Genomic DNA, 26,275 nt, shown 5'->3' with positions numbered 1-26,275 from the left:
TGTAGATTAACTGAATATTGGTCTTCAATTAATCGTTGTAGTGATCTGTAATTTAAACAAAGCACTTAAATAATGGCAGTTCTACCTCGAAGTCGAAACAGGGAGAATAGATGGGGCATCAAAGCCTTACTAACCACTATCTTAATTGTAATGGCAGGTCTACCTGGATTCGAACCAGGGAATGGCGGCATCAAAAGCCGCTGCCTTACCGCTTGGCGATAGACCTGCAGAGATGATTGCTCATCTTAAATAATGGTGCGGAAAGAGAGACTTGAACTCTCACACCTTGCGGCGCCAGAACCTAAATCTGGTGCGTCTACCAATTTCGCCATTTCCGCATTATTTCCTAAAGACTTTCAACATTGCTGTTTCAAAAAGTACTTAGGAAATGGTGGCTACGACGGGATTCGAACCTGTGACCCCATCATTATGAGTGATGTGCTCTAACCAGCTGAGCTACGTAGCCAACAATAAATAATGGTGCGGAAGGAGAGACTTGAACTCTCACACCTTGCGGCGCCAGAACCTAAATCTGGTGCGTCTACCAATTTCGCCACTTCCGCATCTTAATTTGTAGATTAAATGAATATTGGTCTTCAATTAATCGTTGTAATAATGGTAGGTCTACCTCGAAGTCGAAACAGGGAGAATAGATGGTGCATCAAAGCCTTACTAACCACTATCTTAATTGTAATGGCAGGTCTACCTGGATTCGAACCAGGGAATGGCGGCATCAAAAGCCGCTGCCTTACCGCTTGGCGATAGACCTGCAGAGATGATTGCTCATCTAAATAATGGTGCGGAAAGAGAGACTTGAACTCTCACACCTTGCGGCGCCAGAACCTAAATCTGGTGCGTCTACCAATTTCGCCATTTCCGCAAAACTTTTAAGATATCGAGATAATATGGTGCGGAAGGAGAGACTTGAACTCTCACACCTTACGGCGCCAGAACCTAAATCTGGTGCGTCTACCAATTTCGCCACTTCCGCATCTCGGTATCTAAAGTTATTCGCAATCTAACTAAGAGATAAGCAAACAACTTAGAATAAGTGGTGGCTACGACGGGATTCGAACCTGTGACCCCATCATTATGAGTGATGTGCTCTAACCAGCTGAGCTACGTAGCCATCATTTTTGAGCGAGACAATATAATATAAACTCGCTACGAGTTCCAATAAATTTTCAAATACTGAAACTATTAAATAGTGGCAGGTCTACCTGGATTCGAACCAGGGAATGGCGGCATCAAAAGCCGCTGCCTTACCGCTTGGCGATAGACCTGCAGAGATGATTGCTCATCTTAAATAATGGTGCGGAAAGAGAGACTTGAACTCTCACACCTTGCGGCGCCAGAACCTAAATCTGGTGCGTCTACCAATTTCGCCATTTCCGCATTATTTCCTAAAGACTTTCAACATTGCTGTTTCAAAAAGTACTTAGGAAATGGTGGCTACGACGGGATTCGAACCTGTGACCCCATCATTATGAGTGATGTGCTCTAACCAGCTGAGCTACGTAGCCATTATTATTTTTTACTCTCAGAACTAAGTTGCCTTATTGCTGAGAACGGTGCGCATTATGCGGATCTGCTTTCTGAGCGTCAACAGTTTTTTTGAATAAATCGCCTGAAACGCATCGTTCGACTTTTTTTTAAACAAAGAGGCGTGTTTGTGATCAAAAAGTGCTAACAAAACAACAGATTTATTACTTTTGCATAGCGGCAAAATTTCATGTTTTTTATTTGAAAATGTCGAGAAAAACAAAAAAGCCAACCGAGCGGTTGGCTTTTATTCGATTCTGTCTGATGCAGATTAAACGTTGAAACGGAAGTGAACAACATCGCCATCTTTAACGATGTAATCTTTGCCTTCTAGTCGCCATTTACCTGCTTCTTTCGCACCGCTTTCACCGTTAAATTGGATAAAATCGTCATAACCGACAACTTCAGCGCGAATGAAACCTTTTTCAAAGTCAGTGTGAATTTTGCCAGCTGCTTTCGGAGCTGTTGCACCAATTGGAATCGTCCAAGCGCGAACTTCTTTAACACCTGCAGTGAAGTAAGTGTGCAGTTCTAGTAGTTCGTAACCCGCACGAATCACACGGTTTAGACCTGGTTCTTCGATCCCCATGTCTGCTAGGAACTCTTCGCGTTCGTCATCTTCTAATTCAGAAAGCTCTGATTCAATAGCGGCACATACAGGAACAACAACGTTATTCTCTTTTGCTGCAAATTCACGTACGAGATCCAAGTACGGGTTATCTTCAAAACCATCTTCTGCAACGTTAGCAATATACATGGTTGGCTTTAAGGTTAAGAAGTTTAGGTAGCCAATTGCAGCCAGTTCTTCTTTAGTTAAGTCAACTGTACGAGCTGAGCCACCTTCAGTTAAAACAGGCAGTAATTTTTCAAGTGCTACTAGTTCTAACTTAGCGTCTTTGTCGCCGCCTTTTGCTTTCTTCGCGTTACGTTGAATAGCACGTTCACAAGAATCAAGGTCAGCCATTGCCAACTCTAAGTTGATCACTTCGATGTCTTCAATCGGCGAAACTTTGCCTGCAACGTGTACGATGTTTTCGTTCTCGAAACAACGAACAACGTGACCGATCGCATCAGTTTCACGGATGTTAGCTAGGAACTTGTTACCTAGACCTTCACCACGAGAAGCACCCGCAACCAGACCTGCGATATCCACAAATTCCATTGTTGTTGGAAGAATACGCTCAGGATTTACGATTTTCGCTAGTGCATCTAGACGAAGATCTGGAACCGGTACAACACCAGTGTTTGGTTCGATGGTACAAAACGGGAAGTTAGCCGCTTCGATACCTGCTTTTGTAAGAGCATTGAAAAGTGTTGATTTACCAACGTTTGGTAGACCAACAATGCCACATTTAAAACCCATGTCTGTAACCTTATTCAGCTTTGAACGTGTGTAAGCGATTTTGCGCTTTCGTTAGACCATCTTTTAACAAGATATCGAGGCAACGAACCGATTCATCGACGGTTGCATCTAATTGCTCCTGCTCTTTAGCAGGGGCTTTGCCTAACACATAGCCTGCGACTTTATCTTTATGTCCCGGATGACCAATGCCAATCCGCAGACGGTAAAATTCTTTGTTGTTGCCCAGTTTGCTGATGGTGTCTTTTAAGCCATTGTGACCACCATGGCCACCGCCTTTTTTGAACTTAGCAACACCCGGAGGGAGATCAAGTTCATCGTGTGCCACCATGATCTCTTCAGGTTGAATTTGGTAGAACTTTGCAAGAGCTGCAACGGCTTTACCGGATAAATTCATAAAAGTGGTTGGGATCAGCAAACGTAAATCTTCGCCATTGACCACAATACGGCCAGTCAGACCGAAGTATTTAGGCTCATTTTTCAACGTAATATTGTGAATACGAGCCAGTTCTTCTACGACCCATGCACCGGCATTGTGTCGAGTTCTAGAATATTCCGGGCCAGGATTCGCCAGACCGACAAGTAATTTAATAGGTTGACTCAAAGCTAGGATCCCTTAGGAAACGAAAAAGCGCGGTATGATAGCACAAAAATTCCCTTTGGCGCGAGGCTCAAAGGGATTCGGTTCTTTAAGCGTTTTTGAGAGGATGAACAAGTTGTCTCTTTCGCTCCTGTTGACTATTTAGTTAGCGCATTCTGACAACGTTAATTTGCAGTTTCTGTTTGAAGTACGGCAAGTGAATAGCTTTTAACTCATAGCTGGTAAAGGCGTTGCTAGGGGAGTGAGATTGGTTTATCGCCGCGAGAGAGGAATAAAAAAAGCGCCTTATTTAGAAGGCGCTTTTTTAACAGTCAATTTCAACGCTTAGTTGAACATTGCTGAGATAGATTCTTCGTTGCTAATACGACGAATCGCTTCTGCTAGCATGGTAGACAGAGTCAACTGAGTCACTTTACCTGTTGCTGCCATTTCTTTAGACAGAGTAATAGAGTCAGTGATGATAACTTGGTCAAGAACAGAGTTCTTAATGTTTTTCGCTGCGTTACCAGAGAATACTGCGTGAGTTGCGTAAGCGAATACACGCTTAGCACCACGGTTCTTCAGAGCTTCTGCTGCTTTACATAGTGTGCCACCTGTATCGATCATATCGTCTACGATCACACAGTCACGACCTTCAACATCACCAATTAGGTTCATTACTTCAGAAACGTTAGCGCGTGGACGACGTTTGTCGACGATTGCGATATCGATATCACCCAGAGCTTTAGCCGTTGCACGTGCACGAACAACGCCGCCTAGGTCAGGAGATACAACTACTGGATCTTCTAGACCACGAGCTTTCATATCTTCAAGAAGTACTGGAGTACCGAAGATGTTGTCTACTGGTACATCGAAGAAACCTTGAATTTGTTCTGCGTGCAGGTCGATAGTAAGAACACGGTCAACACCAACGTTAGAAAGGAAGTCTGCAACAACTTTTGCAGTGATTGGCACACGAGCAGAACGCACACGGCGATCTTGACGAGCATAACCAAAATAAGGAATAACAGCAGTAATACGGCCTGCTGAAGCACGACGCATAGCATCAATCATTACAACGAGTTCCATAAGGTTGTCGTTGGTTGGCTTACAAGTAGATTGGATGATAAATACGTCGCTACCACGAACATTTTCATTGATTTGTACTGCAACTTCTCCATCAGAGAAACGTGAAACAGTAGCATCTCCAAGAGAAATGTATAGACGATCAGCAATACGTTGTGCTAGTTCGGGTGTGGCATTACCAGCAAATAGCTTCATATCAGGCACGGTGGAAACCTCGGGGTTGCGTCCAGTTTTTAAATAGATTGGGGTTGGCTATTTGGTATCTAGCCAGTGTCTCTTTAAGCGGAGAAACATTTCGCCCTTGGGCGATAAACGCTGAGACGGTGTCAGGGAGTTCGGACAGAACATTTTTTGCATCGTTTTCGTTTGAAAATTCAGCAAAAACGCACGATCCTGTACCGGTCAATCTTGACGGCGCGTATTGTAGCAGCCAAGAAAGTTGCTTATCAACCTCTGGATACAGCATTCGGACAATTTTTTCGCAATCGTTTTCGTATTGAGTGTCAAGAAGCGTGAACAGCTCTCGTTTTGGCGTATTTCTGGTCAAGTCTGGGTGACAAAAAATATCTTTAGTTGCGATGCTGACATTCGGTCGAACCACTAAATACCATTTTTCTTGTGCTTCAACAGGCGTCAGCTCTTCGCCTACACCTTCTGCAAAAGCGGCAAAACCACGGATAAATACGGGCACATCGGCGCCCAAAGCTAAGCCTATCTCTGCGAGCTCGTCATCATTGAGGTTGGCTTGCCACAGAAAATTTAAGGCGACTAACACTGTCGCGGCATTTGAAGAACCACCACCGATACCTCCGCCCATTGGCAGAATCTTATTCAACTCAATATCAGCACCTAAAGTACAGCCCGTTTTTTGTTGCAATGCGGTTGCCGCTTTCCAAATCAGGTTGTCTTCAGTTTTTACTCCTTCCAGTTCAGGAGTCAGAGTGATCTTACCGCTCTCGTTGGTGGAGATGGTGATATCATCACCATAATTGAGAAACTGAAACAGTGTTTGTAGCTCGTGGTAGCCGTTATCACGACGTCCAGTGATGTAGAGAAATAGATTTAACTTTGCAGGAGATGGCCAAACCGTTTTGCCAAAATTCATGGGTTAAGTATCCATTTAGAGATAACAAGTTTTATAGACGTTTGTTGCTGAGTTAGCTGCATTCTATCCGGCAAAGGAATAATGCCATTTTGCCAATTGAATTCTTTATATCGAGTGTAATCGACATGCCAGTTTTGTCGACCTGAAGCTTTGTCCAGAGAAGCTAATGTATTGCTTTCATTAAGCTTAAAATGATCGGCTTTTGTTGGTAGTCCCAAAACCCAGCCCTGAAGATCGTCGATAGGGATATCCAGTCCAGTGAGTTGGTAAATTAATATTTGGCCATTGGCGGCATTGAATTTTTGGTCATCATAGGTTTCTACTATGGCACCTTTGGCATCCATAGAAAGGCTTAGTACAGTTTGACCAAGAAAATTGGTCAGACGAAGTTGACTCTTATTAGATGACTTTTGCCATTGAAAGTTTAAGGTTTCACGCTGCTCTGGTGAGATATAGCCGATCTTGCCGATAACTTGATATGTTTGAATCTGTTGCAGTTTTTGTTGGTGGGCTTGCCACTCTACATCAACGATAGGTTCTGGTGTTGAACTACAGCCAAACAGAATCAGCAAAAAGCTCAAGGAGAGGAGAATACGCGGTTTAATCATCATAATTGCTCGTTATTTGTCCGGCAAAGTGAGTGAAACTGGCGCTACTATATCATTGATATCACGAAGTCGGGAAAACAAATCCTCGTTGCTCTTTCAATCACAAGGGGCATAAAGTAAAATTCTGCCCCTAATTCATTTCTTACCAGAGAATCCTCGATAGATGTCCTTGCTTGCTATTGGTATCAATCACAATACGGCTTCGGTTGAGTTACGAGAAAAAGTGGCTTTCGGCCCAGATAAATTGTCTGAGGCGTTTGGCCAGTTGTCTGCCGACTCACACGTGAACGGAAGTGTCATTCTTTCGACGTGTAACCGTACTGAAATTTATTGTGATGTTAAATCATCAAGTAAGAACAAACTTATCGAATGGTTGACCCAGTTTCACAACGTCAGCCCTGAAGATTTGAAACCCAGCCTGTATGTTCATGAAGACCAAGCGGCGATTCGTCATCTAATGCGAGTCTCTTGCGGTCTGGATTCACTGGTATTGGGTGAACCGCAGATTCTTGGACAGGTAAAACAAGCGTACGCGGACTCTCGTAAAAACAACGCCGTTGATTCATCGCTCGATAAATGGTTCCAGAAAGCATTCTCTGTCGCTAAACGTGTTCGTACTGAAACTGAAATTGGTGGCAGCGCTGTGTCGGTGGCTTACGCCGCTTGTACTCTGGCAAAACACATTTTCGAATCTTTGGCGGATGCCACTGTACTGCTTGTTGGCGCTGGGGAAACTATTGAACTGGTAGCAAAACACCTGGCAAGCCACAACTGCAAACGTATTATTGTGGCAAACCGAACCCGCGAACGTGCAATGAGTTTAGCTGAAGAATTTAATGCAGACGTGATTGCATTGAACGAAATACCGGATCACCTGCATTTTGCCGATATCGTTATCAGCTCAACGGCCAGTCCTTTACCTATAATAGGCAAGGGTATGGTAGAAAGCGCACTGAAAAAACGCCGCCATCAGCCTATGCTGTTTGTGGATATTGCCGTGCCACGGGATATCGAATCGCAAGTGGGTGATCTTAATGATGCCTATCTGTATTCGGTGGATGATTTGCAATCTATCGTGGATAGCAATATTGAGCAGCGCAAAGTAGAAGCGATTGAGGCGGAAGCAATTGTCAGTGAAGAAAGCGCCGCTTTCATGAGCTGGATGCGTTCACTGCAAGCGGTAGACAGCATTCGTGACTACCGTAAAGCAGCCAATGATATACGTGAAGAATTGTTGTCAAAAAGCTTACAAGCTCTGGCTGCGGGCGGAGACCCAGAAAAACTGTTGGTGGAGCTGAGCAACAAGCTCACCAACAAACTTATTCATAACCCTACCCGAGCGATGCAAAGCGCTGCGGAGTTAGGAGAACCGGCAAAACTTGCCATTATCAGACAAAGCTTGGGTCTTGAAGACTCACAGTAATCTGTAACTCTGAATTTAAAGAAGAAATTATGAACTCGTCGATTTTAGTGAAGCTTGAATCTCTTGTTGAACGTTATGAAGAGGTTCAACACCTGCTGGGTGACCCAACAGTTATTGGTGATCAAGATAAATTCCGTGCTCTTTCAAAAGAGTACTCTCAGCTTGAAGAGATCACTAAGTGTTTCCAAGCTTACCAGCAGGCTCAAGAAGACTTGGCTGCAGCGGAAGAGATGACCAAAGAAGATGACGCTGAAATGCGTGAAATGGCTCAAGAAGAGATGAAAGAAGCAAAAGCGGCAATCGAACGTCTTACTGACGAGCTGCAAATTCTTCTGCTACCAAAAGATCCAAACGACGACCGTAACTGTTTCCTAGAAATTCGTGCAGGTGCAGGTGGTGATGAAGCGGGTATCTTCGCAGGTGACCTGTTCCGTATGTACAGCCGTTATGCCGAGAAAAGAGGCTGGCGCATTGAAGTGATGTCTTCAAACGAAGCGGAACACGGCGGTTATAAAGAGATGATCGCGAAAGTGAACGGCGATGGCGCATACGGCGTACTGAAGTTTGAATCAGGCGGTCACCGTGTACAACGTGTTCCAGCAACGGAATCTCAAGGTCGTGTTCATACTTCTGCATGTACGGTAGCAGTAATGGCTGAAGTACCAGAAGCAGAAATCCCGGAAATTAAAGCCAGCGATCTGAAAATCGACACATTCCGTTCATCGGGCGCGGGTGGTCAGCACGTTAACACCACGGATTCAGCAATCCGTATTACTCACTTACCAACGGGTACAGTGGTAGAGTGTCAGGACGAGCGTTCACAGCATAAGAACAAAGCAAAAGCAATGGCGGTACTTGCCGCTCGTATTGCTCAGGCTGAACTTGCTAAGCGTGCGGCTGAAGTGTCAGATACACGTCGTAACTTGTTAGGTTCTGGTGACCGTAGTGACCGTATCCGTACTTACAACTACCCACAAGGCCGCGTATCTGATCACCGTATTAACTTAACGGTTTACCGTTTAAGTGAAGTGATGGAAGGCGATCTACAAGCGCTGATCGACCCAGTACTACAAGAGCATCAAGCTGATCAGTTAGCTGCACTTTCAGAGCAAAACTAATCAATGTTGCTAACCATTGAGGCCGCGTTAAAAGCGGCAGCAGAGCAATTGATCGAGAGCGGCAGTGATTCGCCGTCTCTCGACGCTAACGTGCTACTTTGTCATGTATTAGACAAGCCACGTTCCTACCTTCTTACATGGCCAGATAAATCTCTCGACATCCAGCAGCAGAACCAATTTGACGCTCTGATTGAACGCAGAAAAGCGGGTGAGCCAGTTGCCTATATCATTGGTGAACGCGAGTTTTGGTCTTTACCACTTAAAGTGTCACCATCGACTTTGATTCCAAGACCCGATACCGAAAGGCTGGTGGAACTGGCGTTAGATAAAGCTCAGCTTATCGATGGTGATATCTTAGATTTAGGAACGGGAACAGGCGCAATTGCTTTGGCTCTGGCTTCCGAACTGCCTCTGCGCAAAGTGTTTGGCATTGATTTACGTGAAGAAGCTTGGCAGCTAGCAAGCGACAATGCCGAACGTTTAGGCATTGCAAATGCGTCGTTTTGGAACGGAAGCTGGTTTACTCCTGTACCATCGGGTACAAAGTTTGCTTTAGTGGTTTCAAACCCGCCATATATTGAAGAAAACGATCCTCATTTAACGCTTGGCGATGTGCGCTTTGAACCGAAAAGTGCATTGGTCGCTCAAGACAACGGGTTAGCTGATATAAAAACCATCAGCGAGAATGCTCGTGATTATCTGTTAAATGAAGGTTGGTTGCTGTTTGAACATGGTTATGACCAAGGCGCGGCAGTTAGAGAGATTTTGCAAGGTTTCGGCTATAGCAATGTTGAAACACAAAAGGATTATGCCGGTAATGATCGTGTTACCTTAGGCCAATATCGTATAGAAGCCAAAATCAAATAAAAACAGTATCGAATAAAAACGATATCGAATAAAAAGTCATATTAGGCGCAGAGAGGATAAAGATGTACGAAGGTTTAAAACATTTCCATATGCTGACGATTGCCATCAGTGCACTGTTGTTGTCCGTTCGCTATGTATTACTGATGATGAACTCAAAGCATCTGCAGAATAAATTTCTGAAAATAACACCACACGTTGTTGATACCTTCTTATTGTTATCTGGTGTCGGTTTAATCTTTATTACTGGTTTCTTCCCATTTACTGAAGCTGCACCTTGGATGACCGAAAAACTGACCTGTGTTCTCGCTTATATCGTCCTAGGTTTCTTCACCCTTAAATTGGCGCGTAATAACTTACTGCGTACCTTTGCATTTTTCGGTGCATTAGGTTGGTTAGGCATGGCAGGTAAAGTTGCAGTAACTAAAGTGCCAGTATTTTTCGGCTAATTATCAACCTAGTCAGAATAATCCCAGTTAGCGAACAAAGAGTAGTTAAATGCTTGACTTATTTGATGAAGATTTTGATGAGATGGAGCTGGTTGAGGGAGCATTAATCCTCAATAAAGCCATTGATCCAGAAACTCAAGTAGAATGGGCTGAGCAAGAGTTAAGCCGTCTACTAAACGAAGCTGAAGCCAGATTAGCGGGTAAAGCGGAACAGAAAGAACGTTTCGATGCATTCTTGCACTTATTTTACAAAGAGTGGGGATTCATCGGCGATCGTGAAGCGTATTATGACTCTGACAATGCTTTTATTGACAAAGTATTAGAGAGACGCAAAGGCGTACCCGTGAGCTTAGGCGCGTTGCTTCTGTACTTCGGCCGTAAGCTTGGTTTTCCGATGCAAGGCATCACTTTTCCGACGCAATTTTTATTGCAGGTGAATTGGCCAGACGAAACGAATCGTTACTTGAACCCATTTACGGGTGAGTACGTATCAAACCATACGTTGCAAGCGTGGTTGATTGGTATGAAAGGCCCACTCGCTAAATTGAAAGCAGAGGACCTCAAAGTAACCGATCATCCGACGATCATTGGCCGCTGGCTTGCCTTGCTAAAAAGTGCCTTATTGCGTGAAGAGAGATACACTCTTGCACTGAGATGTACCGATTTAGCCCTGACTTTTGTTCCGGATGATCCATACGAAATCCGTGATAGAGGCTATATTTATCAGCAATTAGATTGTCATCAGGTGGCAATGTCTGATTATCAGTTTTTTATTGATAATTGCCCTGATGATCCAGCAGCAGAATTATTAAAAACTCAAATGCATGCACTCAGTCATAGTACTGTGACCTTGCATTAATCAATGAAGAGACAAAACATGGAACAAAAAATCGTTCACGTTGGCGATATCCCTGTCGCAAACGACAAACCGTTCACCTTGTTTGCAGGCATGAATGTGCTGGAATCTCGCGATATGGCTATGCAAATCTGTGAGCACTACGTAAAAGTGACAGACAAGCTAGGTATCCCATATGTATTTAAGGCTTCGTTTGATAAAGCAAACCGCAGCTCAGTACATTCTTACCGTGGCCCTGGTCTTGAAGAAGGCATGAAAATTTTCCAAGAACTGAAAGATACTTTTGGTGTGAAAATTATCACTGACGTACACACAGAAGCACAAGCTCAGCCTGTTGCTGACGTGGTTGATGTTATTCAGCTTCCAGCTTTCCTAGCTCGTCAAACTGACCTTGTTGAAGCAATGGCAAAAACAGGTGCAGTAATCAACGTGAAGAAACCTCAATTTATGAGCCCGGGTCAAGTGGGTAACATCGTCGAGAAATTCGCTGAGTGCGGCAACGAGAAAATTATTCTATGTGAGCGTGGCTCTTGCCATGGTTACGATAACCTAGTGGTTGATATGCTTGGCTTCGGCGTGATGAAAAAAGTGTCAAACGGCAGCCCAATTATCTTCGACGTGACTCACTCGCTACAAATGCGTGATCCATCTGGCGCAGCTTCTGGCGGTCGTCGTGAGCAAACTGTTGAGCTAGCCAAAGCGGGCTTAGCAACAGGTATTGCTGGTCTGTTTATTGAAGCACATCCAAATCCAGAAAAAGCACGCTGTGATGGTCCTTCAGCATTGCCACTTGATAAGCTTGAGCCGTTCTTAGCACAGATGAAAGCTCTGGACGATTTAGTGAAAAGTTTTCAGCACATCGACATTCGCTAATTGAATGAATTTTCGTGTAAAAAAGCCACCTTCGGGTGGCTTTTTTATGTCTGCCAGACAGTGACTAAATCGTTGAGCAAACGATTTCATTCACAAATTCATCTTACTAAATTAAGAAAAAGTAAAAAAAACGGCTTCAATCAACTAGTTTTACTATTTAGCCAATTAAGTGACTAAATTTTTTGACGTTTCTGTTGTGATCTATTAGACATAAATATGAAATAACTCTGTCACTTGTACGAGGTTATTTTAAGGTTAGATCTATTTTTAAAGGTCAATCGCAAGTGAACTCAACAGAAAACAGATTGATCTAGGCTTAAAAATTATTAGTAGTGGAATTCATCAGCTCAAAGGTATGACAATGAAACAAGGCTTTATTCTTAAAACGGTTTTAAGTACCGCTATTTTAGCGTCATTGGCAGGCTGTGCGACTCAACCTGCTCACGAGTGGGAAGCAGATAAAACGTACAAACTGACAGTGCTTCACACCAATGACCATCACGGTCGTTTTTGGCAGAACAAATACGGCGAGTACGGCATGGCCGCTCGTAAGACTTTGATCGACGATATTCGCGCTCAAGTTGAAGCAGAAGGCGGCAGCCTGTTGCTACTTTCAGGTGGTGACATCAACACAGGTGTTCCTGAGTCAGACCTGCAAGACGCTGAGCCTGATTTCAAAGGGATGACCAAGATTGGTTATGATGCCATGGCATTAGGTAACCACGAGTTTGATAACCCACTAGAAGTGCTGTTCAAGCAGCGTGAGTGGGCGGATTTCCCAATGCTTTCTGCAAACATTTACGACAAGTCAACTGGCAAGCGTTTGTTCCAGCCTTACCAAATGTTTGATAAGCAAGGTATCAAGATCGCTGTTATCGGTTTAACAACGGAAGATACAGCGAAGATCGGTAACCCAGAGTACATCGGTGGTATTGATTTCCGTGACCCTAAAGAAGAAGCGAAGAAAGTGATTGCTGAGCTGAAAAAGACTGAGCATCCAGATCTGATCATCGCAGTGACTCATATGGGCCACTACCAAAACGGTGAATACGGCATTAATGCACCGGGTGACGTTGCACTGGCTCGCTATCTGAATGAGGGCGACTTGGATATGATCGTTGGTGGTCACTCTCAAGAGCCTGTGTGTATGGAAGGCCCGAATGTAGTGAACAAAAACTTCGCTCCGGGTGATGAGTGTAAACCAGACATGCAAAACGGCACTTACATCGTTCAAGCATTTGAATGGGGTAAATACGTTGGTCGCGCTGATTACGAATTCCGTAACGGTGAACTGAACATGGTTAGCTATGACTTGATTCCAGTAAACCTGAAGAAGAAAGTGAAAGTTAACGGTGAAAGCCAACGTGTCATCGCAACGACTGAAATTGCAGAAAACAAAGAAATGCTGGAGTTCTTACGTCCTTATCAAGAGAAAGGCCAAGCTCAGTTAGGTGCAAAAGTTGCTGAGTCTAATGGTAAGTTGGAAGGTGACCGTAACGTGGTTCGTTTCCAACAAACTAACCTAGGCCGCTTGATTGCTACAGCGCATATGCAACGTGCGAAAGCGGATTTCTCTGTTATGAACTCTGGCGGTGTTCGCGACTCTATCGCGGCAGGCGATATCACGTACAAAGATGTACTCAAAGTTCAACCTTTCGCCAACATCCTTACTTACGTCGATATGAGTGGTCAGGAAGTGCTTGATTACCTAAATGTAGTTGCGACTAAGCCTGTCGATTCTGGTGCTTATGCGCAATTCGCTGGTATCTCAATGCAAGTGCAAGATGGTCAAGTATCAAACGTGTTTATCGGTGGCAAACAGCTTCGCCTAGACGATACCTACCGCTTCACTGTACCAAGCTTCAACGCGGCTGGTGGTGACGGCTATCCTAAGATTACAGACCGTAAAGGTTTCGTAAACACTGGTTTCGTGGATGCGGAAGTTCTTAAAGACTACCTAGAAGCGAACAGCCCGATTGACGTAAACAAATATGCTCCGTCAGGTGAGATTGTTTACAAGTAATCAATGAGTTGTTTGATACGTAATTGAATAAGCGGTGTGAAAACACCGCTTTTTTTATTAATGTAAATTGATGCGAGAAGAGATAAGCTAACCGCCTGAGGAATAAAGGTTAGATTGTGGTAAGGAAATAGAATGACCCCAGCGATTCAGTTAGCGAAGAAAAAAAAAGTCCCTCACACCATTCACCAATATGAACACGATCCTAACAATGCCAGCTATGGTTTAGAAGCGGCAGAAGCGTTAGGTCAAGATCCGAAAACCGTGTTCAAAACGTTGCTTTTTTGTCTTAATGGCGAAGAGAAAAACCTTGCTGTGGCTATCATTCCCGTTGACCAGAAACTGAATCTCAAGTTGGCAGCGAAAGCAGCGAAAGCCAAAAAAGCCGATATGGCTAACCCAGACATCGCGCAGAAGACAACCGGATATGTGGTCGGCGGAATCAGTCCTCTAGGTCAAAAAAAAGCGTTACCGACTTTCATTCATCACAGTGCCACTGAGCTGGCAAGCATGTGTGTGAGTGCAGGGAAGAGAGGATTGGAGATTGAGCTAGCGCCACAAGATTTAGCGACATTAACGCGGGCGCAGTTTGTCGATTTGTGCCTTGAAGCTTGAACTGTATTAAGCAATAAAATGGCCTCATCAAGAGGCCATTTTTACAGAGATAGTAACGTCTCTATTAAGAATTTTGTGTTTTCTCTTCCATCTGTGCGTTATCCACAACGTGGTTTTCGCCCAAATCTCTTGGTAGAAGAAGGTTTAGTAGGATAGCAACGATACCGCATAAGCTTACACCTTGTAGGCTGAAATCACCCACGCCGAAAGCCATACCGCCAATACCAAATACCAGTGTTACTGCCACAATCACTAGGTTACGTGATTTGTGCAGGTCAACGTGGTTTTTGATCAGCGTGTTTAGACCTACTGTCGCAATAGAACCGAACAGAAGAATCATGATGCCGCCCATTACAGGTACAGGGATAGTTTGTAGTAGAGCGCCGAGTTTACCGACAAGAGCAAGTACGATCGCCGTTACTGCTGCCCAAGTCATGATCACTGGGTTGAATGCTTTAGTTAGCATTACTGCGCCAGTAACTTCAGAGTAAGTTGTGTTTGGTGGAGCACCTAGGAATGCTGCAAGCATTGTTGCCGCTCCGTCACCTGCGATAGTGCGGTGTAGTCCCGGCTTCTTAATATAGTCTTTGCCCGTTACGTTCGAAATTGCCAGCATGTCACCCACGTGCTCTACCGCAGGAGCAATCGCAACAGGGATCATGAATAGAATGGCGTTAATGTTGAACTCTGGGAAAGTGAAATTAGGCATTGCGAACCAAGCTGCTTCACGAACAGGAGTGAAGTCTACAACGCCAAAGAATAGAGACAGAGAGTAACCTGCAATAATGCCGCACACGATTGGGATTAACTTAAAGTAACCTTTAGCAAATACACTAGCGACAATAGTAACAAGTAGAGATACACAAGAAATCCAAAGAGAAGCATCACCGTCAACCAGTTGGAAAGCACCATCACCACTCTTACCTAGTGCCATGTTTACCGCTGCTGGAGCTAGACCAAGGCCGATAACCATAATGACTGGGCCTACTACGACTGGTGGCAGAATTTTGTGGATGAACTCTACACCGCGAAGTTTAATGAAGCTGCCAAGAATAATGTAAACAGCACCTGCTGCGACTAAGCCACCCATAGTTGCAGGAATACCCCATGTTTGAACACCAAACATGATAGGAGCAATAAAGGCAAAAGAAGAAGCGAGGAAGATAGGAACAGAACGACGGGTAATAATTTGGAAGAGTAATGTGCCGGCACCAGCACCGAATAAAGCAACGTTAGGATCGAGTCCCGTCAGCAGCGGAACCAGCACTAACGCCCCAAATGCAACAAACAGCATCTGAGTGCCCAAAATGGCATTTTTCATGGTATTTTCCCTGTAGCTAAACAAAATTCGCGGGATTCTATCACTTTTGCAAACGTTTGCCATTTAAACTAGATCAATTTTTGTTACTTTTGTCATTTACATTCGGCGAGCCAAAGTAAAAGTTTGGAAACTTTTATCACCAGTGGCGAGCACTCACCTTGCCCCATAAACGATAGTTGCTTATCATCAACTTTCAGAAACTTAGAACGTAGGAACAATATGCGCTATTTAGCTTTTTTGCTGATGGGATTAACGTCTCTCCCAGCTTCTGCACTCACCACGGTTAATCTGTACAAAACAGAAGTCGTTATTGATCAGACACAAGAAGGTGCAGATGCCAAAGCTCGATCGCTGGGTATGCAAAACGTTATTGTTCGCGCCACGGGCGATAAAGATGCCGTAAACAATGAAGTAGTTCAAAAGGCGTTAAGTAAATATAACCAATATCTAAACCAGTTTAGTTATGGTCAGACAAACGATGTCTCTACGATAACCATGCAGTTCAGCGCGCCGCAAATTCGTTCTCTGATTACTCAAGCTCAGTTGCCATTCTGGCCTGAAAATCGCGCTAACCTTCTCGTTTGGCTGGTGGAAGAGACCCCATACGAACGTGTGATCAGTTGGGAACATTCTGACTCTAAGATTCTAAAACAGTTAAAAGAGGAATCCTTGGCGAGAGGGTTACCTATCACTGTCCCGGTTGGTGATTTTGATGACATTACAGGGTTAGAAATTTCTGATCTGTGGGGTGGTTTCATTAAACCTATCAGCTTGGCAAGCGACCGTTACCCAACAGATGCAGTCTTAGTAGTTAAAGCGCAAGGCAACGATTTGCGTTGGACACTGTATGATCAAAATGCTTACAACATGCTTCAGTCACAGAAAGCGCCAATGACAGGAAGAGCATCTGGCAGTGCCGCAGCGGCAGAGATGATTGATCAAATTAGTGACTACTACGCAAAGAAAAACTCCGTACTGATTGGTTCTGAGTCTTCACAAACCGTATTAGCATCATTTGATTCAATTAAAAATGCTGAAGACTTTTTCTCATTAGAAAAACGCTTAAAAGCGTTAAGCTCAGTGGCTTCACTCGATATTCTTAAAATCCAAGGTCAAGAAGTGGTGTTCAATGTTCACTTGCTGGCGACTGAAGAGGATTTCGAGCAAGAAGTACTGCGTATTGCCCAAGTTCAAAAGGCTGCAGAGCTTGAAAGTCCGCAACCTTTACCTGTGGAACCGTCAGTTGAACAAGCAAACTCAGTTCAAGAGGCACAAGACCCAGCTATTGATACGACTGAGCCTGCGGTTGTGAACCCTGTTGATAGCAGAGAGCTTACTCAACAAGGTGATATGTCGGTTGTGACAGAGCCTGTTCCAATGGAGAAAACTTTGCGTTTTACTTGGTTAGATTAAGCTGTCCGACTAAGTATCGAAAGGCAAGATAGACGCAAATAAATATAAGAAGCCCCTGTTGCTCATCACAACAGGGGCTTTCTTTTTGCTCTTTAAAGTCTTTGCTACTCTTGGTTGAATCGTTGTTTCTCTTGTTTTTCAACGACAGAAAGTTTGGTCAATTTCAGTCCTAACTCTTTGCCGCGATGTCTTGCGTACAAAACGTTGCCCATAAATGCTGAGAAAGTGAGGAACAGTTCGACTGCTGCTAGCCAGCGTTCGCCATCGTCGACATACAAAATGGTGAAAGCATGTAAGAAATACAGCATCAGAATAAAGTTGGCCCAAGCATGGGTATAAGGCTTACCCGCTAAGATACCTGGTAGAGGCAACAGCAGTGGAATCAGCCACGCTACCGTTAACGCCAATGGATTAAGGTGTGGGTGTGGTGATAAATCCAGTTGCCATAAAGCTATCCAAACAATCAAAGCGAGGTTACTTGTCAGTGCTAACCAGCGAAATTGTTTGGTTTTTGAGGTCATTTCAACACTCATGGTCGTTCCTTTAATGAGACTCGTCTGTTGAACAGAGACGGTCTTTAGTTCGATGCATCTTTTAGTTGTCGCGCTAACTTAGCAAGACGTTTTCCGAGTTGACGCGCAAGTTCGCTTTCATCTTCAGAGAGTTTGCTGTTCATTTGCGATACGTGGCTAGCACCGTAGGGGGTGCCACCTGATACGGAAGTATGCAATTTCGGCTCAGAGTAGGGGATGCCCATAATAACCATGCCATGATGAAGCAGAGGTAACATCATGGTTTGTTGTGTACTCTCTTGACCGCCATGTAAGGTGGATGATGAGGTAAACACACAAGCAGGTTTATCTATCAAATCGCCGTTTAGCCACAAAGGTGTGGTTTGGTCCCAAAAGTGTTTCAAAGGTGCGGCCATGTTGCCAAACCATGCAGGGCTACCCAAAGCCAAACCGTCGCAGTTCTTCAGCTCATCTAACGTGATATACGGATCTTCAGCATTGGTTTCATTGCTGTTAATCTCCGGAACTGTTCTCAGAATCGCTTCACAATCCGGGATACTGTTAATACCCCTAGCGATCTGCCTTGCCAATGACTGAGTACTACCGTGTCGGCTGTAATAGAGTACAACCACATTGGTCATCATAAGATTTCTAGAACCTGTTCTGGTGGACGGCCTAAGCGAGCCTTACCATTGGCAACTACGATAGGACGTTCAATCAGCTTTGGATTCTCGACCATAGCAGCGAACAGTTGGTCGTCAGAAACGCTGGCATCACCTAGAGAAAGTTCTTTGTAGACATCTTCTTTGGTACGCATCATGTCACGCACAGATGCCACGCCTAACTGCGCGTAAAGTGTTTTCAAAAGTTCAACACTGAGTGGTGCTTCAAGGTACTTGACGACTTCTGGCTGAACACTGTTTTGTTCCAACAAAGCCAGTGTTTCACGACTTTTTGAGCATTTCGGGTTGTGATAAATCACGACAGACATAGTTTTTCCTTACTTTCTCTTTTTATTATTGAAGCGATAAGAATCGTTCTCTTTGTATCATTAGCTGATCAATACGAGCGTCATATCGCGCTTGTTCTAAACTTCCTAGCTTGGCGAGTTGGCTGGCTTGTGTATATAGCTGAATGGCTTTGTTCCAGTTGGCACGTAACGCTAGGACTTCAGCTTGAGCGGCCAAATCTTCTGCCTGATTGCCATTACGACTGTTGGCTTCTGATAGCAAATGCCAACCGTTGGTATCGTTTGGATTATCGTGGGTATAACGCTGCAGCACGCGAATCGATTCGCTAAATTTCTGCTGTTTCAGTAACACGTTAGCGTAGTTCACCATCAAGACAGCATTATTTGGTGTTTGTTTTAACGCGGTTTCTAACAAATTCTGTGCGTCATTAAGACGGTCGGTTGCGATGTAAAGGTCGGTCATTGCATCGAGATAGAAACGATTGTTAGCATCTGCTTTTAACAGCTTGCTGAGAATCGCTTCGGCTTTGTCGTGCTGCTTTGTATCGAGATACACCAAGGCTTTACCGTACTCAAAAGAAGCATCAAGAGCGGGTACGGTGGTTTTCTTTTGCGTTCTATTAAACCAATCTAAAGCGGCTTCACCATCAATGCCTGCAGAGCGGGCCACAATACGGGCACGGGTCAAATGATAATCGAGGTCAGGCTTTAGATTAACGGTTGGAAAACTTTGAGCGCGCTCTCGGCTGTCTGTAATACGATCTTCCGGTAACGGGTGAGTTAATAGCATCGGTGGAGGTGTGCTCGCGTAGCGGTACTCATCCGCTAAACGACCGAAGAAACGTGGCATTGCTCTTACATCAAAGCCAGCTTTCGCTAAGGTAGAGATACCAAAACGGTCCGCTTCTTTTTCGTTGCTTCGTGTGTAGTTAATTTGGCTCTGCATATTGCCCGCGGTGGTGGCGGTAATGGCCGCAATACCGGCTTCCGGCGCGGCAATAGCAAGTAGCAATGAGCCAGCTAATGCAGCCATTGTTGCTGGAGTGCGACGCGCTTGGTCTTCCATACTGCGAGCAAGGTGACGCTGGGTTACGTGTGCAATTTCGTGAGCAATAACGGAAGCCAGCTCACTTTCTGACTGAGCATGAAGAAATAAGCCAGAATGAAGCGCGACGTAACCGCCGAAAAAGGCGAATGCGTTGATATTACGATCTCGGATCATAAAGAAGGTAAACGGTGTTTTTACGTCGTCCGCGTTCGCAACTAATTTGTGACCAAGTGTGTCAATGTATTCGTTAATCACAGGGTCATTAACGATAGGCTTGCTGCTTCTCAGCATACGCATATAGGCATCACCATAGATCAGCTCTTGGTCTATGGTCAGAGTGGAACCCGCTACGGTACCAATGTCAGGAAGCTCTATAGTGTTAGCGTAAGACAGCGAAGGCGCACATAACGCCGTTGATATACATAGGCAAACGAATGAACGAGTACGTTTTAACATCATGTTCTTTGTTGATACTCCAATATCATTTTCCATTAGGACATTGTCCGCTTGAAATGGTTTCCACCGTTCAGTCTTAAGTTGCTATGACTGTACCGTTAACTGCAACGTATTATGCGTGAATCCGAGAGATAAATAACCAATACTTTGTGACTCTACAACTTAGGATATTAAGAGTGGCGCATAGTGGAAAAGCCGATACAATGTCTGTCATATATTAAGGATTGAGCCGAAGAATGGAACCGAATATTCTCGATTTACGTCAACAGCGATGTCCCATGGCATTATTACTTGCTAAACGTCACACTGCCCAGCTTGAAGCTGGTGATTCGGTAACCATCCTCATTAGTGATTCGAGCTCATTCAAAGATATAGAAAGCTATCTGCTTAAGCAGGATTATCTTTGCCAAAGCGTTAAATGTGATGGATATAACTCACTCACAGTTGTAAAGGAGACATCGTTACATGTTCGAAATGGTTAGTCGTTGGTATCAACGGCGTTTCTCTGACCCGCACGCCGTAAGTCTGGTTGCGATTCTTTTCTTCGGTTTCATCACCATCTACTTTTTCGGACATCTGATAGCGCCATTACTGGTTGCTATTGTTTTAGCTTATTTGCTTGAATGGCCAGTTGCTCAACTTTGCCGTTGGAAAGTGCCGCGTACCTTAGCGGTCATTCTCGTCATTTTGCTTTTCGTTGGTGTGATGTTTTTGGCCTTGTTCGGCTTGGTTCCTACTATCTGGGATCAGGTTGCGAACTTAGTCGCTGATATACCGAAAATGTATAATGGTGTGCAAAAGTTGATAGCGACACTGCCTGAACGTTATCCTGAGCTGGCTAATTTACAAATTGTTGAATCAATTATAAATAACGCCAAGGACAAAGCGATTGGTATGGGGGAATCTTTGGTGAAAGGTTCTCTGGCGTCTTTAGTCAGTCTTGCCACTTTAGGCGTTTACCTGATTCTAGTGCCGCTGTTGGTGTTTTTTCTGCTTAAAGATAAGCGAGAAATGCTCAAATTGGCGAGTGGCATAATGCCGCGTAATCGTAATCTAGCGAATAAAGTTTGGGTAGAAATGAACCAACAAATTTCAAACTATATTCGTGGTAAGGTGCTGGAAATCATTATCGTAGGTACGGTGAGTTACGTAACCTTCGCCATTTTAGATCTGCGTTACTCCGTGTTACTTTCTGTGGCTGTTGGTTTCTCTGTATTGATTCCATACATAGGTGCTGCCGCAGTGACGGTGCCAATTGCGATTGTGGGTTTGTTCCAGTGGGAATTGACCTCGCAGTTTTATTACCTGCTTATTGCTTACGCCATCATTCAAGCTCTTGATGGTAACGTGTTAGTACCGGTTTTGTTTTCGGAAGCGGTAAATCTACATCCTGTCGCCATCATAGTATCGGTTCTGGTGTTTGGTGGTTTGTGGGGATTCTGGGGCGTCTTTTTTGCAATACCGCTGGCGACATTGGTAAAAGCGGTGTGGAATGCGCTTCCTAGCAGCGAAGAACAGCCTCCAGCCAAAACTGAATAACTAATTCGTTGCTCTGAGATTTTATTAAGCCCAAAAGTTGAATATTTTTGGGCTTTTTTACTATTTGAGATTAGTATTAAACATGCGTCGGTTGCAATACATATAACTAATAAAGAAATTGCTTAAGTTCTCATTTTTTTTGTCGATAAAGTGATGAACATAACATAACCACAAGTGTGCAATGAGGGACGTATGAGATTTAGTCAAAAGATTGTGGCCGCATCATCGGTATTGTTGCTGGTAACAGCATCTTTGCTATCTATTCAGCAGGTAAGCACTGTTCGAAAGGAAGTATCGAATTTAATTGGTGGTAGCATTAAAGGAATGGCCGAAGGAGTTGCCGATACAGTAACTTCGGAAATGGAGAGTAAGAAATCTCTTGCTCAATCAACCACAGATATTCTTCAGTTAGATCCCGAAAATCGTGATTATGTGAAAAATGTGCTGGAGACCAAAAAGCTCAAGAGCAGTTTTCTTGCCGTTGGTCTTGGTTACGACATTGACGGTAAAGTCGTTGAAAACGATGACGGTTGGGAACCAGATAGCAGTTATGACCCGCGTAAACGCCCTTGGTATATCGCTGCAAAAAGAGACGGCAAATTAACCGTCACTGAGCCTTATGTAGATGTCTCTACAAAGCAAATGATCATTTCTATTGCAACACCGGTTTACAACCAAGGTAAGTTCACTGGCGCCATGTTCTATGACCTGAAGCTAAACGGGCTCGCTGAAATGGTGAATAAAATTAACCTATTTGACGCAGGTAAGCTGTTCATTATTACTTCCGATGGCATGACCGTTGCTCACCCAAATGTCGAAAATAACGGTCAAAACATTTCCACTTATTTACCTAAAATTGATATCAAAGAAGGTTCTCAAAATATCGATATAGAGGGGAAAAGTTTTCTTCTTAGTTTGACCTATTTGCCGAGTCAAAACTGGTTTGTCGGTGCACTCATCGATAATGAAAAAGCCTTCGCGACTGTCGACAACCTAAGAAATAGCGCGATTATCTACACCATTATCGGTGTGATTCTAAGTATCATTATTTTGACCGTTCTGATTAAATTCTTGATGCGTCCTCTTAACACGCTTAATAATGCGATTAAAGACGTGGCTTCTGGTCAGGGGGATTTAACCAAGCGTCTAAGCACTGATACAGATAAAGAATTTGCTGAGTTGGCGATGGACTTCAATACGTTCACGGAAACACTGCAAAACCAAATCAAGCAATCCAAAGCGATTGGTGAAGAGATTAAGCGTGGTGCTGAACAGACCATGGGCAGCGTACACTCTTCTTCTGAAGCTATGCGTTCTCAGCTTCATGAGCTTGAGCAGTTAGCGACGGCCATGAATGAAATGGCAGCAACCGCGATGGAAGTAGCCAATAATGCTCAAGGTGCGGCTTCAGCGGCAAAAGATGCGGATGATGCTACTCAAGAAGGTTCGAAAGTGGTGGGTGACACGACCTCATCGATTGATATGCTTTCAGCCCGAATTGAGCAGGCGGTAGAGGAAGTTCAAGGTCTCGAATCTGCAACGGCGAACATTGAAACGATTCTTAAAGTTATCAACGACATTGCTGATCAAACTAACTTACTTGCACTGAACGCTGCGATAGAAGCTGCTCGTGCGGGGGACTCTGGTAGAGGCTTTGCTGTGGTAGCGGATGAGGTTCGAACGCTGGCGCAACGTACACAACAATCGACCACTGAAATTCGTAGTATGATCGAGCAGCTTCAAGCTGGCGCGAATTCAGTATCTGTTGCTATGCATGAAAGTAAAGCAACGGCAGAGGAAGCGGTGAGCAAAGCTCAGTTAGCGGATGCTGCATTGCAGAAAATTCATGGCGCAATTCAACATATCAGCGACATGAACATGCAAATCGCTTCAGCAGCAGAAGAGCAGAGCTTAGTGGCTGAAGAAATCAATAACAACACAGTGAAGATTAAAGACTTGTCGACACAGGTGTCTGAGTCGGCTGAAGAAGCCAATATCGCAATGCAAGTTCAAACAGAAAACGTGCGTGAGCAAGATGCGATTCTTGGTAAGTTTATCGTCTAACCTATCTTGATATGTTTAACAAAAAGGCCAGCATTGCTGGCCTTTCTTTTATCATCATGTGTTTTCTAAACAGTGCGAGTTAAGCCTGTTTTTCTTTTAGATAGTTCAGTACGACTTCGTGGTGATCTTTGGTTTTGAACTTGTCAAAGACGTGTTCAATGATACCGTTTTCGTCAATCAGGAAGCTTATGCGGTGCAAGCCATCATAAACTTTGCCCATAAATTTCTTGGTCCCCCAAACGCCGAACTGTTCGGCAACCTGATGATCTTCATCTGACAATAATGTGAAGTTAAGGTTGTCGCGGGCAATGAATTTACCAAGGCGAGCGACAGGGTCGATACTAACGCCTAGTACCACCACATTCATGGCTTCAAGCTCAGCATTCACATCACGTAAGCCTTGTGCCTGAACGGTACAACCTGGCGTCATGGCTTTTGGGTAAAAATAAAACAGAATTTTTTTGCCAGCAAAGTCAGATAGGGTAACTTGATTACCATCTTGGTCTAATAGTGAAAACGCCGGAGCTGGCGCGCCTGCTTTTAAAGTGTTCATTGTTCTTCCTTATTGACTGCTTTTTATAAAATTAAGCGAACCTTGTACATCAAGAGCGGTGCATAGCGCTTCAAATTCTTCTTGAAGCTGCATAAGGTTATATTCCGAATCTACGTGAGCGGTAATGGCGATATGGAATTGGTCTTTGTTACGCTGCAGCTTATCTTTACTGATGGTTTGTGCACTTAGTGACGCCATACCGATGTTGCGGTCAGCAAAGAATTGAGTGAACTGCTCGGTTAAACCAAGGCGGTCATCAGATTCCACATAGACTTCAACGATATAATCGTTGGATTGGTGATCATGCGGTGACGTTCGCTTCATAATAGTGATCAAATCTTGTTCTTGTCCGAGCAGTGGCAGTGTTGTCTCCACTCGGGTAATGCTGTTGGTATTACCTGATAACAGCATGATCAATGTGAATTCTTTTCCAAATAAAGCAATTCGACTATCGACAATATTGCAGCCGGATTGCGTAACTAATTTCGCAACTTGGTTACAAATACCAGGTCGATCCGTTCCTACTGCTGTGATCACAAGATGTTGAGTCATATTGATATTTCGCTTTGTTATTTTCTGGCATGTTAGCACAACTTTTCATTAATTAACCCCAATGATGTGGTTACTTTCCTTTGTTAATTAAAGTGACAATACTATTGTTGCAACTAAGGCGTTTTGATTACATCGTTATCTATACTTATCAGGTTAAATCACAAGCTTTGCGTGAAAATTGCCGACTCATTTTGGGGATAACCACTCCATAAATTAAGTATAGAAACAAGCGCTCAAGATAGCGGCTATTTAAATATGACCGACCTCTAACAAGTTGAAGGATTGCTTGTATACAATGGTCGATAAGAGATTAGGTGGGGGAAAGCTCCAACATGTGATAAATATTCACTCTTAAGGAGCATTTAGGCATTCTTAGCCTCTTGTGTTTTTCAACTCCCATGCAGTACCATGCAGAAAGCATTTATTTATGGAGATAGACATGTTTTCAGGAAGTATCGTAGCGTTAATTACACCTTTTACCCAAGATGGCGAAGTCGACTTTGTAAGTCTGAAGAAGCTTGTTGACTACCATGTTGACGCTGGTACCGATGCTATCGTTGCCGTAGGTACGACAGGTGAATCATCCACACTGACCATCGAAGAGCATGTCAAAGTTGTAGAGAAGATCGTTGAGTATTCCAATGGCCGTATTCCAGTGATTGCGGGTACAGGTGCAAATGCGACTCACGAATCCATTACCTTCAGTCGACTACTAAACAATACAGGTATCGCTGGCGTTCTGAGTGTGACTCCATACTACAACAAGCCAACACAAGAAGGTTTGTACCAGCATTACAAAGCCATTTCTGAACAGACAGAAGTGCCAATTATTCTGTACAACGTACCTGGTCGTACGGCAGTTGATTTGAAACCTGAGACAGTGGCTCGACTATCAAAGTTAGACAACATTGTTGCAATTAAAGATGCTACAGGTGACCTAAGCCGTGTAGCACTGCATCGTGAGCTTTGTGGGGATGATTTCATTCTGCTTAGCGGTGATGATGCGACAGGTTTAGAGTTTATTAAACTGGGTGGCAAAGGCGTTATTTCGGTAACGAACAACATTGCCGCTGCAGATATGGCGAACATGACGCACCTTGCGTTGGAAGGTAAGTTTGAAGAAGCAGAAGCTATTAACCAACGCTTGATGCCTTTGCATAAAAATCTATTTGTCGAATCAAGCCCGATTCCCGTTAAATGGGCTGCTCACAAACTGGGTTTGATTTCTTTTGGTGATCTACGTCTACCTTTAACACCTCTTTCTGAACAAGCTCAACCAGTTGTTGCCCAAGCAATGACTGAAGCCTGTATTTTTTAAGGCGCTTTCCATACAATGCCGAGGTGTTTT

The 26,275-nt window shown here is 44.0% G+C and carries 25 protein-coding genes and 11 tRNA genes; 13 read left to right on the top strand and 23 right to left on the bottom strand.

Translation table 11 applies throughout. The features are described 5' to 3' along the window. Positions 1-151: 151 nt before the first annotated feature. The 16 genes from L3V23_RS03130 to lolB all read right to left on the bottom strand — a co-directional run bounded on the left by L3V23_RS03130 (position 152) and on the right by lolB (position 6,284). A tRNA-Gln gene (locus L3V23_RS03130) sits at positions 152-226 on the bottom strand. 27 nt (positions 227-253) lie between these two features. Then, positions 254-338 (bottom strand) — tRNA-Leu (locus L3V23_RS03125). 51 nt (positions 339-389) lie between these two features. Further along, positions 390-466: transfer RNA gene (locus tag L3V23_RS03120), tRNA-Met, on the bottom strand. Positions 467-478: 12 nt separating this feature from the next. After that, a tRNA-Leu gene (locus L3V23_RS03115) sits at positions 479-563 on the bottom strand. Positions 564-694: 131 nt separating this feature from the next. Beyond that, positions 695-769, bottom strand: a tRNA-Gln gene (locus L3V23_RS03110). Between the two features lie 26 nt (positions 770-795). After that, positions 796-880, bottom strand: a tRNA-Leu gene (locus L3V23_RS03105). Positions 881-906: 26 nt separating this feature from the next. Further along, positions 907-991, bottom strand: a tRNA-Leu gene (locus L3V23_RS03100). A gap of 61 nt (positions 992-1,052) precedes the next feature. Next, positions 1,053-1,129, bottom strand: a tRNA-Met gene (locus L3V23_RS03095). Between the two features lie 79 nt (positions 1,130-1,208). Continuing rightward, positions 1,209-1,283: transfer RNA gene (locus L3V23_RS03090), tRNA-Gln, on the bottom strand. Positions 1,284-1,310: 27 nt separating this feature from the next. Next, positions 1,311-1,395, bottom strand: a tRNA-Leu gene (locus L3V23_RS03085). A gap of 51 nt (positions 1,396-1,446) precedes the next feature. Beyond that, a tRNA-Met gene (locus L3V23_RS03080) sits at positions 1,447-1,523 on the bottom strand. Positions 1,524-1,813: 290 nt separating this feature from the next. Further along, a complete protein-coding gene (ychF, locus tag L3V23_RS03075) occupies positions 1,814-2,905 on the bottom strand; it encodes a redox-regulated ATPase YchF (protein WP_042484134.1) in 1,092 nt (363 codons plus the stop codon). Between the two features lie 10 nt (positions 2,906-2,915). Next, the gene (gene pth, locus L3V23_RS03070) at positions 2,916-3,506 is read right to left on the bottom strand and encodes an aminoacyl-tRNA hydrolase (RefSeq protein ID WP_042484131.1); all 591 of its coding nucleotides are present in this window, start codon (positions 3,504-3,506) and stop codon (positions 2,916-2,918) included. A gap of 321 nt (positions 3,507-3,827) precedes the next feature. Next, positions 3,828-4,772: a ribose-phosphate pyrophosphokinase gene (locus tag L3V23_RS03065; RefSeq protein ID WP_042484128.1), complete on the bottom strand. Its 945-nt coding sequence runs from the start codon at positions 4,770-4,772 to the stop codon at positions 3,828-3,830. Beyond that, the gene (gene ispE, locus L3V23_RS03060) at positions 4,765-5,673 is read right to left on the bottom strand and encodes a 4-(cytidine 5'-diphospho)-2-C-methyl-D-erythritol kinase (protein WP_102966640.1); all 909 of its coding nucleotides are present in this window, start codon (positions 5,671-5,673) and stop codon (positions 4,765-4,767) included. Before ispE ends, L3V23_RS03065 begins: the two co-directional genes overlap by 8 nt. Then, a complete protein-coding gene (gene lolB, locus L3V23_RS03055; RefSeq protein ID WP_102952689.1) occupies positions 5,670-6,284 on the bottom strand; it encodes a lipoprotein insertase outer membrane protein LolB in 615 nt (204 codons plus the stop codon). The genes ispE and lolB overlap by 4 nt, the downstream gene beginning before the upstream one ends. A 160-nt stretch (positions 6,285-6,444) precedes the next feature. Here lolB and hemA point away from each other — a divergent pair, with 160 nt between their 5' ends. The 8 genes from hemA to ybaK all read left to right on the top strand — a co-directional run bounded on the left by hemA (position 6,445) and on the right by ybaK (position 14,499). Next, positions 6,445-7,704 (top strand): glutamyl-tRNA reductase, encoded by a 1,260-nt coding sequence (hemA, locus tag L3V23_RS03050; protein ID WP_102966641.1) that lies wholly within the window; start codon positions 6,445-6,447, stop codon positions 7,702-7,704. Positions 7,705-7,733: 29 nt separating this feature from the next. Then, positions 7,734-8,822, top strand: coding sequence for a peptide chain release factor 1 (gene prfA, locus L3V23_RS03045; RefSeq protein WP_102952690.1), 1,089 nt, complete (start codon positions 7,734-7,736; stop codon positions 8,820-8,822). Between the two features lie 3 nt (positions 8,823-8,825). Next, the gene (gene prmC, locus L3V23_RS03040) at positions 8,826-9,689 is read left to right on the top strand and encodes a peptide chain release factor N(5)-glutamine methyltransferase (RefSeq protein WP_102952691.1); all 864 of its coding nucleotides are present in this window, start codon (positions 8,826-8,828) and stop codon (positions 9,687-9,689) included. A 62-nt stretch (positions 9,690-9,751) separates the two neighbouring features. Continuing rightward, positions 9,752-10,135, top strand: a complete 384-nt coding sequence (locus tag L3V23_RS03035) for a SirB2 family protein (protein ID WP_102966642.1) — start codon at positions 9,752-9,754, stop codon at positions 10,133-10,135. 49 nt (positions 10,136-10,184) lie between these two features. Beyond that, positions 10,185-10,994: a SirB1 family protein gene (locus tag L3V23_RS03030; RefSeq protein WP_102966643.1), complete on the top strand. Its 810-nt coding sequence runs from the start codon at positions 10,185-10,187 to the stop codon at positions 10,992-10,994. An 18-nt stretch (positions 10,995-11,012) separates the two neighbouring features. Next, on the top strand, positions 11,013-11,864 hold the full coding sequence (kdsA, locus tag L3V23_RS03025; RefSeq protein ID WP_042484105.1) for a 3-deoxy-8-phosphooctulonate synthase: 852 nt from the start codon (positions 11,013-11,015) through the stop codon (positions 11,862-11,864). A gap of 361 nt (positions 11,865-12,225) precedes the next feature. Then, entirely contained in the window at positions 12,226-13,887 is a 1,662-nt protein-coding gene (gene ushA, locus L3V23_RS03020; protein ID WP_042484102.1) for a bifunctional UDP-sugar hydrolase/5'-nucleotidase UshA, read from the top strand. A 132-nt stretch (positions 13,888-14,019) separates the two neighbouring features. Next, positions 14,020-14,499 (top strand): Cys-tRNA(Pro) deacylase, encoded by a 480-nt coding sequence (gene ybaK / locus L3V23_RS03015; RefSeq protein WP_042484098.1) that lies wholly within the window; start codon positions 14,020-14,022, stop codon positions 14,497-14,499. Positions 14,500-14,563: 64 nt separating this feature from the next. Here ybaK and L3V23_RS03010 read toward each other — a convergent pair whose 3' ends face one another. Continuing rightward, positions 14,564-15,820, bottom strand: a complete 1,257-nt coding sequence (locus L3V23_RS03010) for a uracil-xanthine permease family protein (protein ID WP_042484095.1) — start codon at positions 15,818-15,820, stop codon at positions 14,564-14,566. A gap of 219 nt (positions 15,821-16,039) precedes the next feature. On the opposite strand from L3V23_RS03010, the gene L3V23_RS03005 reads away from it, so the two are divergent. After that, the gene (locus L3V23_RS03005) at positions 16,040-17,233 is read left to right on the top strand and encodes a DUF2066 domain-containing protein (RefSeq protein WP_102966644.1); all 1,194 of its coding nucleotides are present in this window, start codon (positions 16,040-16,042) and stop codon (positions 17,231-17,233) included. Between the two features lie 104 nt (positions 17,234-17,337). On the opposite strand, the gene L3V23_RS03000 is transcribed toward L3V23_RS03005, so the two are convergent. Genes L3V23_RS03000 through L3V23_RS02985 form a run of 4 tightly spaced genes read right to left on the bottom strand, consistent with a single transcriptional unit; the run spans position 17,338 to position 20,255 of the window. Further along, complete coding sequence (locus tag L3V23_RS03000) at positions 17,338-17,766, bottom strand: DUF2069 domain-containing protein (RefSeq protein WP_102966645.1); 429 nt, start codon at positions 17,764-17,766, stop codon at positions 17,338-17,340. A 44-nt stretch (positions 17,767-17,810) separates the two neighbouring features. Continuing rightward, on the bottom strand, positions 17,811-18,386 hold the full coding sequence (gene wrbA, locus L3V23_RS02995) for an NAD(P)H:quinone oxidoreductase (protein WP_102966738.1): 576 nt from the start codon (positions 18,384-18,386) through the stop codon (positions 17,811-17,813). Further along, a complete protein-coding gene (gene arsC / locus L3V23_RS02990) occupies positions 18,386-18,736 on the bottom strand; it encodes an arsenate reductase (glutaredoxin) (protein ID WP_102952698.1) in 351 nt (116 codons plus the stop codon). Before arsC ends, wrbA begins: the two co-directional genes overlap by 1 nt. A 25-nt stretch (positions 18,737-18,761) precedes the next feature. After that, complete coding sequence (locus L3V23_RS02985; protein ID WP_237291905.1) at positions 18,762-20,255, bottom strand: M48 family metallopeptidase; 1,494 nt, start codon at positions 20,253-20,255, stop codon at positions 18,762-18,764. Between the two features lie 200 nt (positions 20,256-20,455). Here L3V23_RS02985 and L3V23_RS02980 point away from each other — a divergent pair, with 200 nt between their 5' ends. From L3V23_RS02980 to L3V23_RS02970, 3 genes are all read left to right on the top strand, one after another. Further along, positions 20,456-20,701: a sulfurtransferase TusA family protein gene (locus tag L3V23_RS02980; RefSeq protein ID WP_102966646.1), complete on the top strand. Its 246-nt coding sequence runs from the start codon at positions 20,456-20,458 to the stop codon at positions 20,699-20,701. Further along, positions 20,685-21,758 carry an AI-2E family transporter gene (locus L3V23_RS02975; protein WP_042484079.1) on the top strand — a complete coding sequence of 358 codons (1,074 nt, stop codon included), beginning with the start codon at positions 20,685-20,687 and terminating at the stop codon, positions 21,756-21,758. Before L3V23_RS02980 ends, L3V23_RS02975 begins: the two co-directional genes overlap by 17 nt. Positions 21,759-21,950: 192 nt before the next feature. Beyond that, complete coding sequence (locus L3V23_RS02970; RefSeq protein ID WP_102966647.1) at positions 21,951-23,822, top strand: methyl-accepting chemotaxis protein; 1,872 nt, start codon at positions 21,951-21,953, stop codon at positions 23,820-23,822. A gap of 79 nt (positions 23,823-23,901) precedes the next feature. Here the strand turns inward: L3V23_RS02970 and bcp are convergent, their stop codons facing one another. Both bcp and L3V23_RS02960 read right to left on the bottom strand, forming a co-directional pair. Continuing rightward, positions 23,902-24,375 carry a thioredoxin-dependent thiol peroxidase gene (bcp, locus tag L3V23_RS02965; RefSeq protein WP_102963087.1) on the bottom strand — a complete coding sequence of 158 codons (474 nt, stop codon included), beginning with the start codon at positions 24,373-24,375 and terminating at the stop codon, positions 23,902-23,904. Positions 24,376-24,384: 9 nt separating this feature from the next. Beyond that, positions 24,385-24,927 (bottom strand): glycine cleavage system protein R, encoded by a 543-nt coding sequence (locus L3V23_RS02960; protein ID WP_042484072.1) that lies wholly within the window; start codon positions 24,925-24,927, stop codon positions 24,385-24,387. Positions 24,928-25,366: 439 nt separating this feature from the next. On the opposite strand from L3V23_RS02960, the gene dapA reads away from it, so the two are divergent. After that, entirely contained in the window at positions 25,367-26,245 is an 879-nt protein-coding gene (gene dapA, locus L3V23_RS02955) for a 4-hydroxy-tetrahydrodipicolinate synthase (protein ID WP_042484069.1), read from the top strand. Positions 26,246-26,275 lie beyond the last annotated feature (30 nt).

It is taken from the genome of Vibrio sp. A1-b2, assembly GCF_021726015.1.
GTDB lineage: Bacteria > Pseudomonadota > Gammaproteobacteria > Enterobacterales > Vibrionaceae > Vibrio > Vibrio diazotrophicus.
The sequence above is the reverse complement of the archived record's forward strand: the minus strand, read 5'-3'. Positions and strand labels throughout refer to the sequence as shown.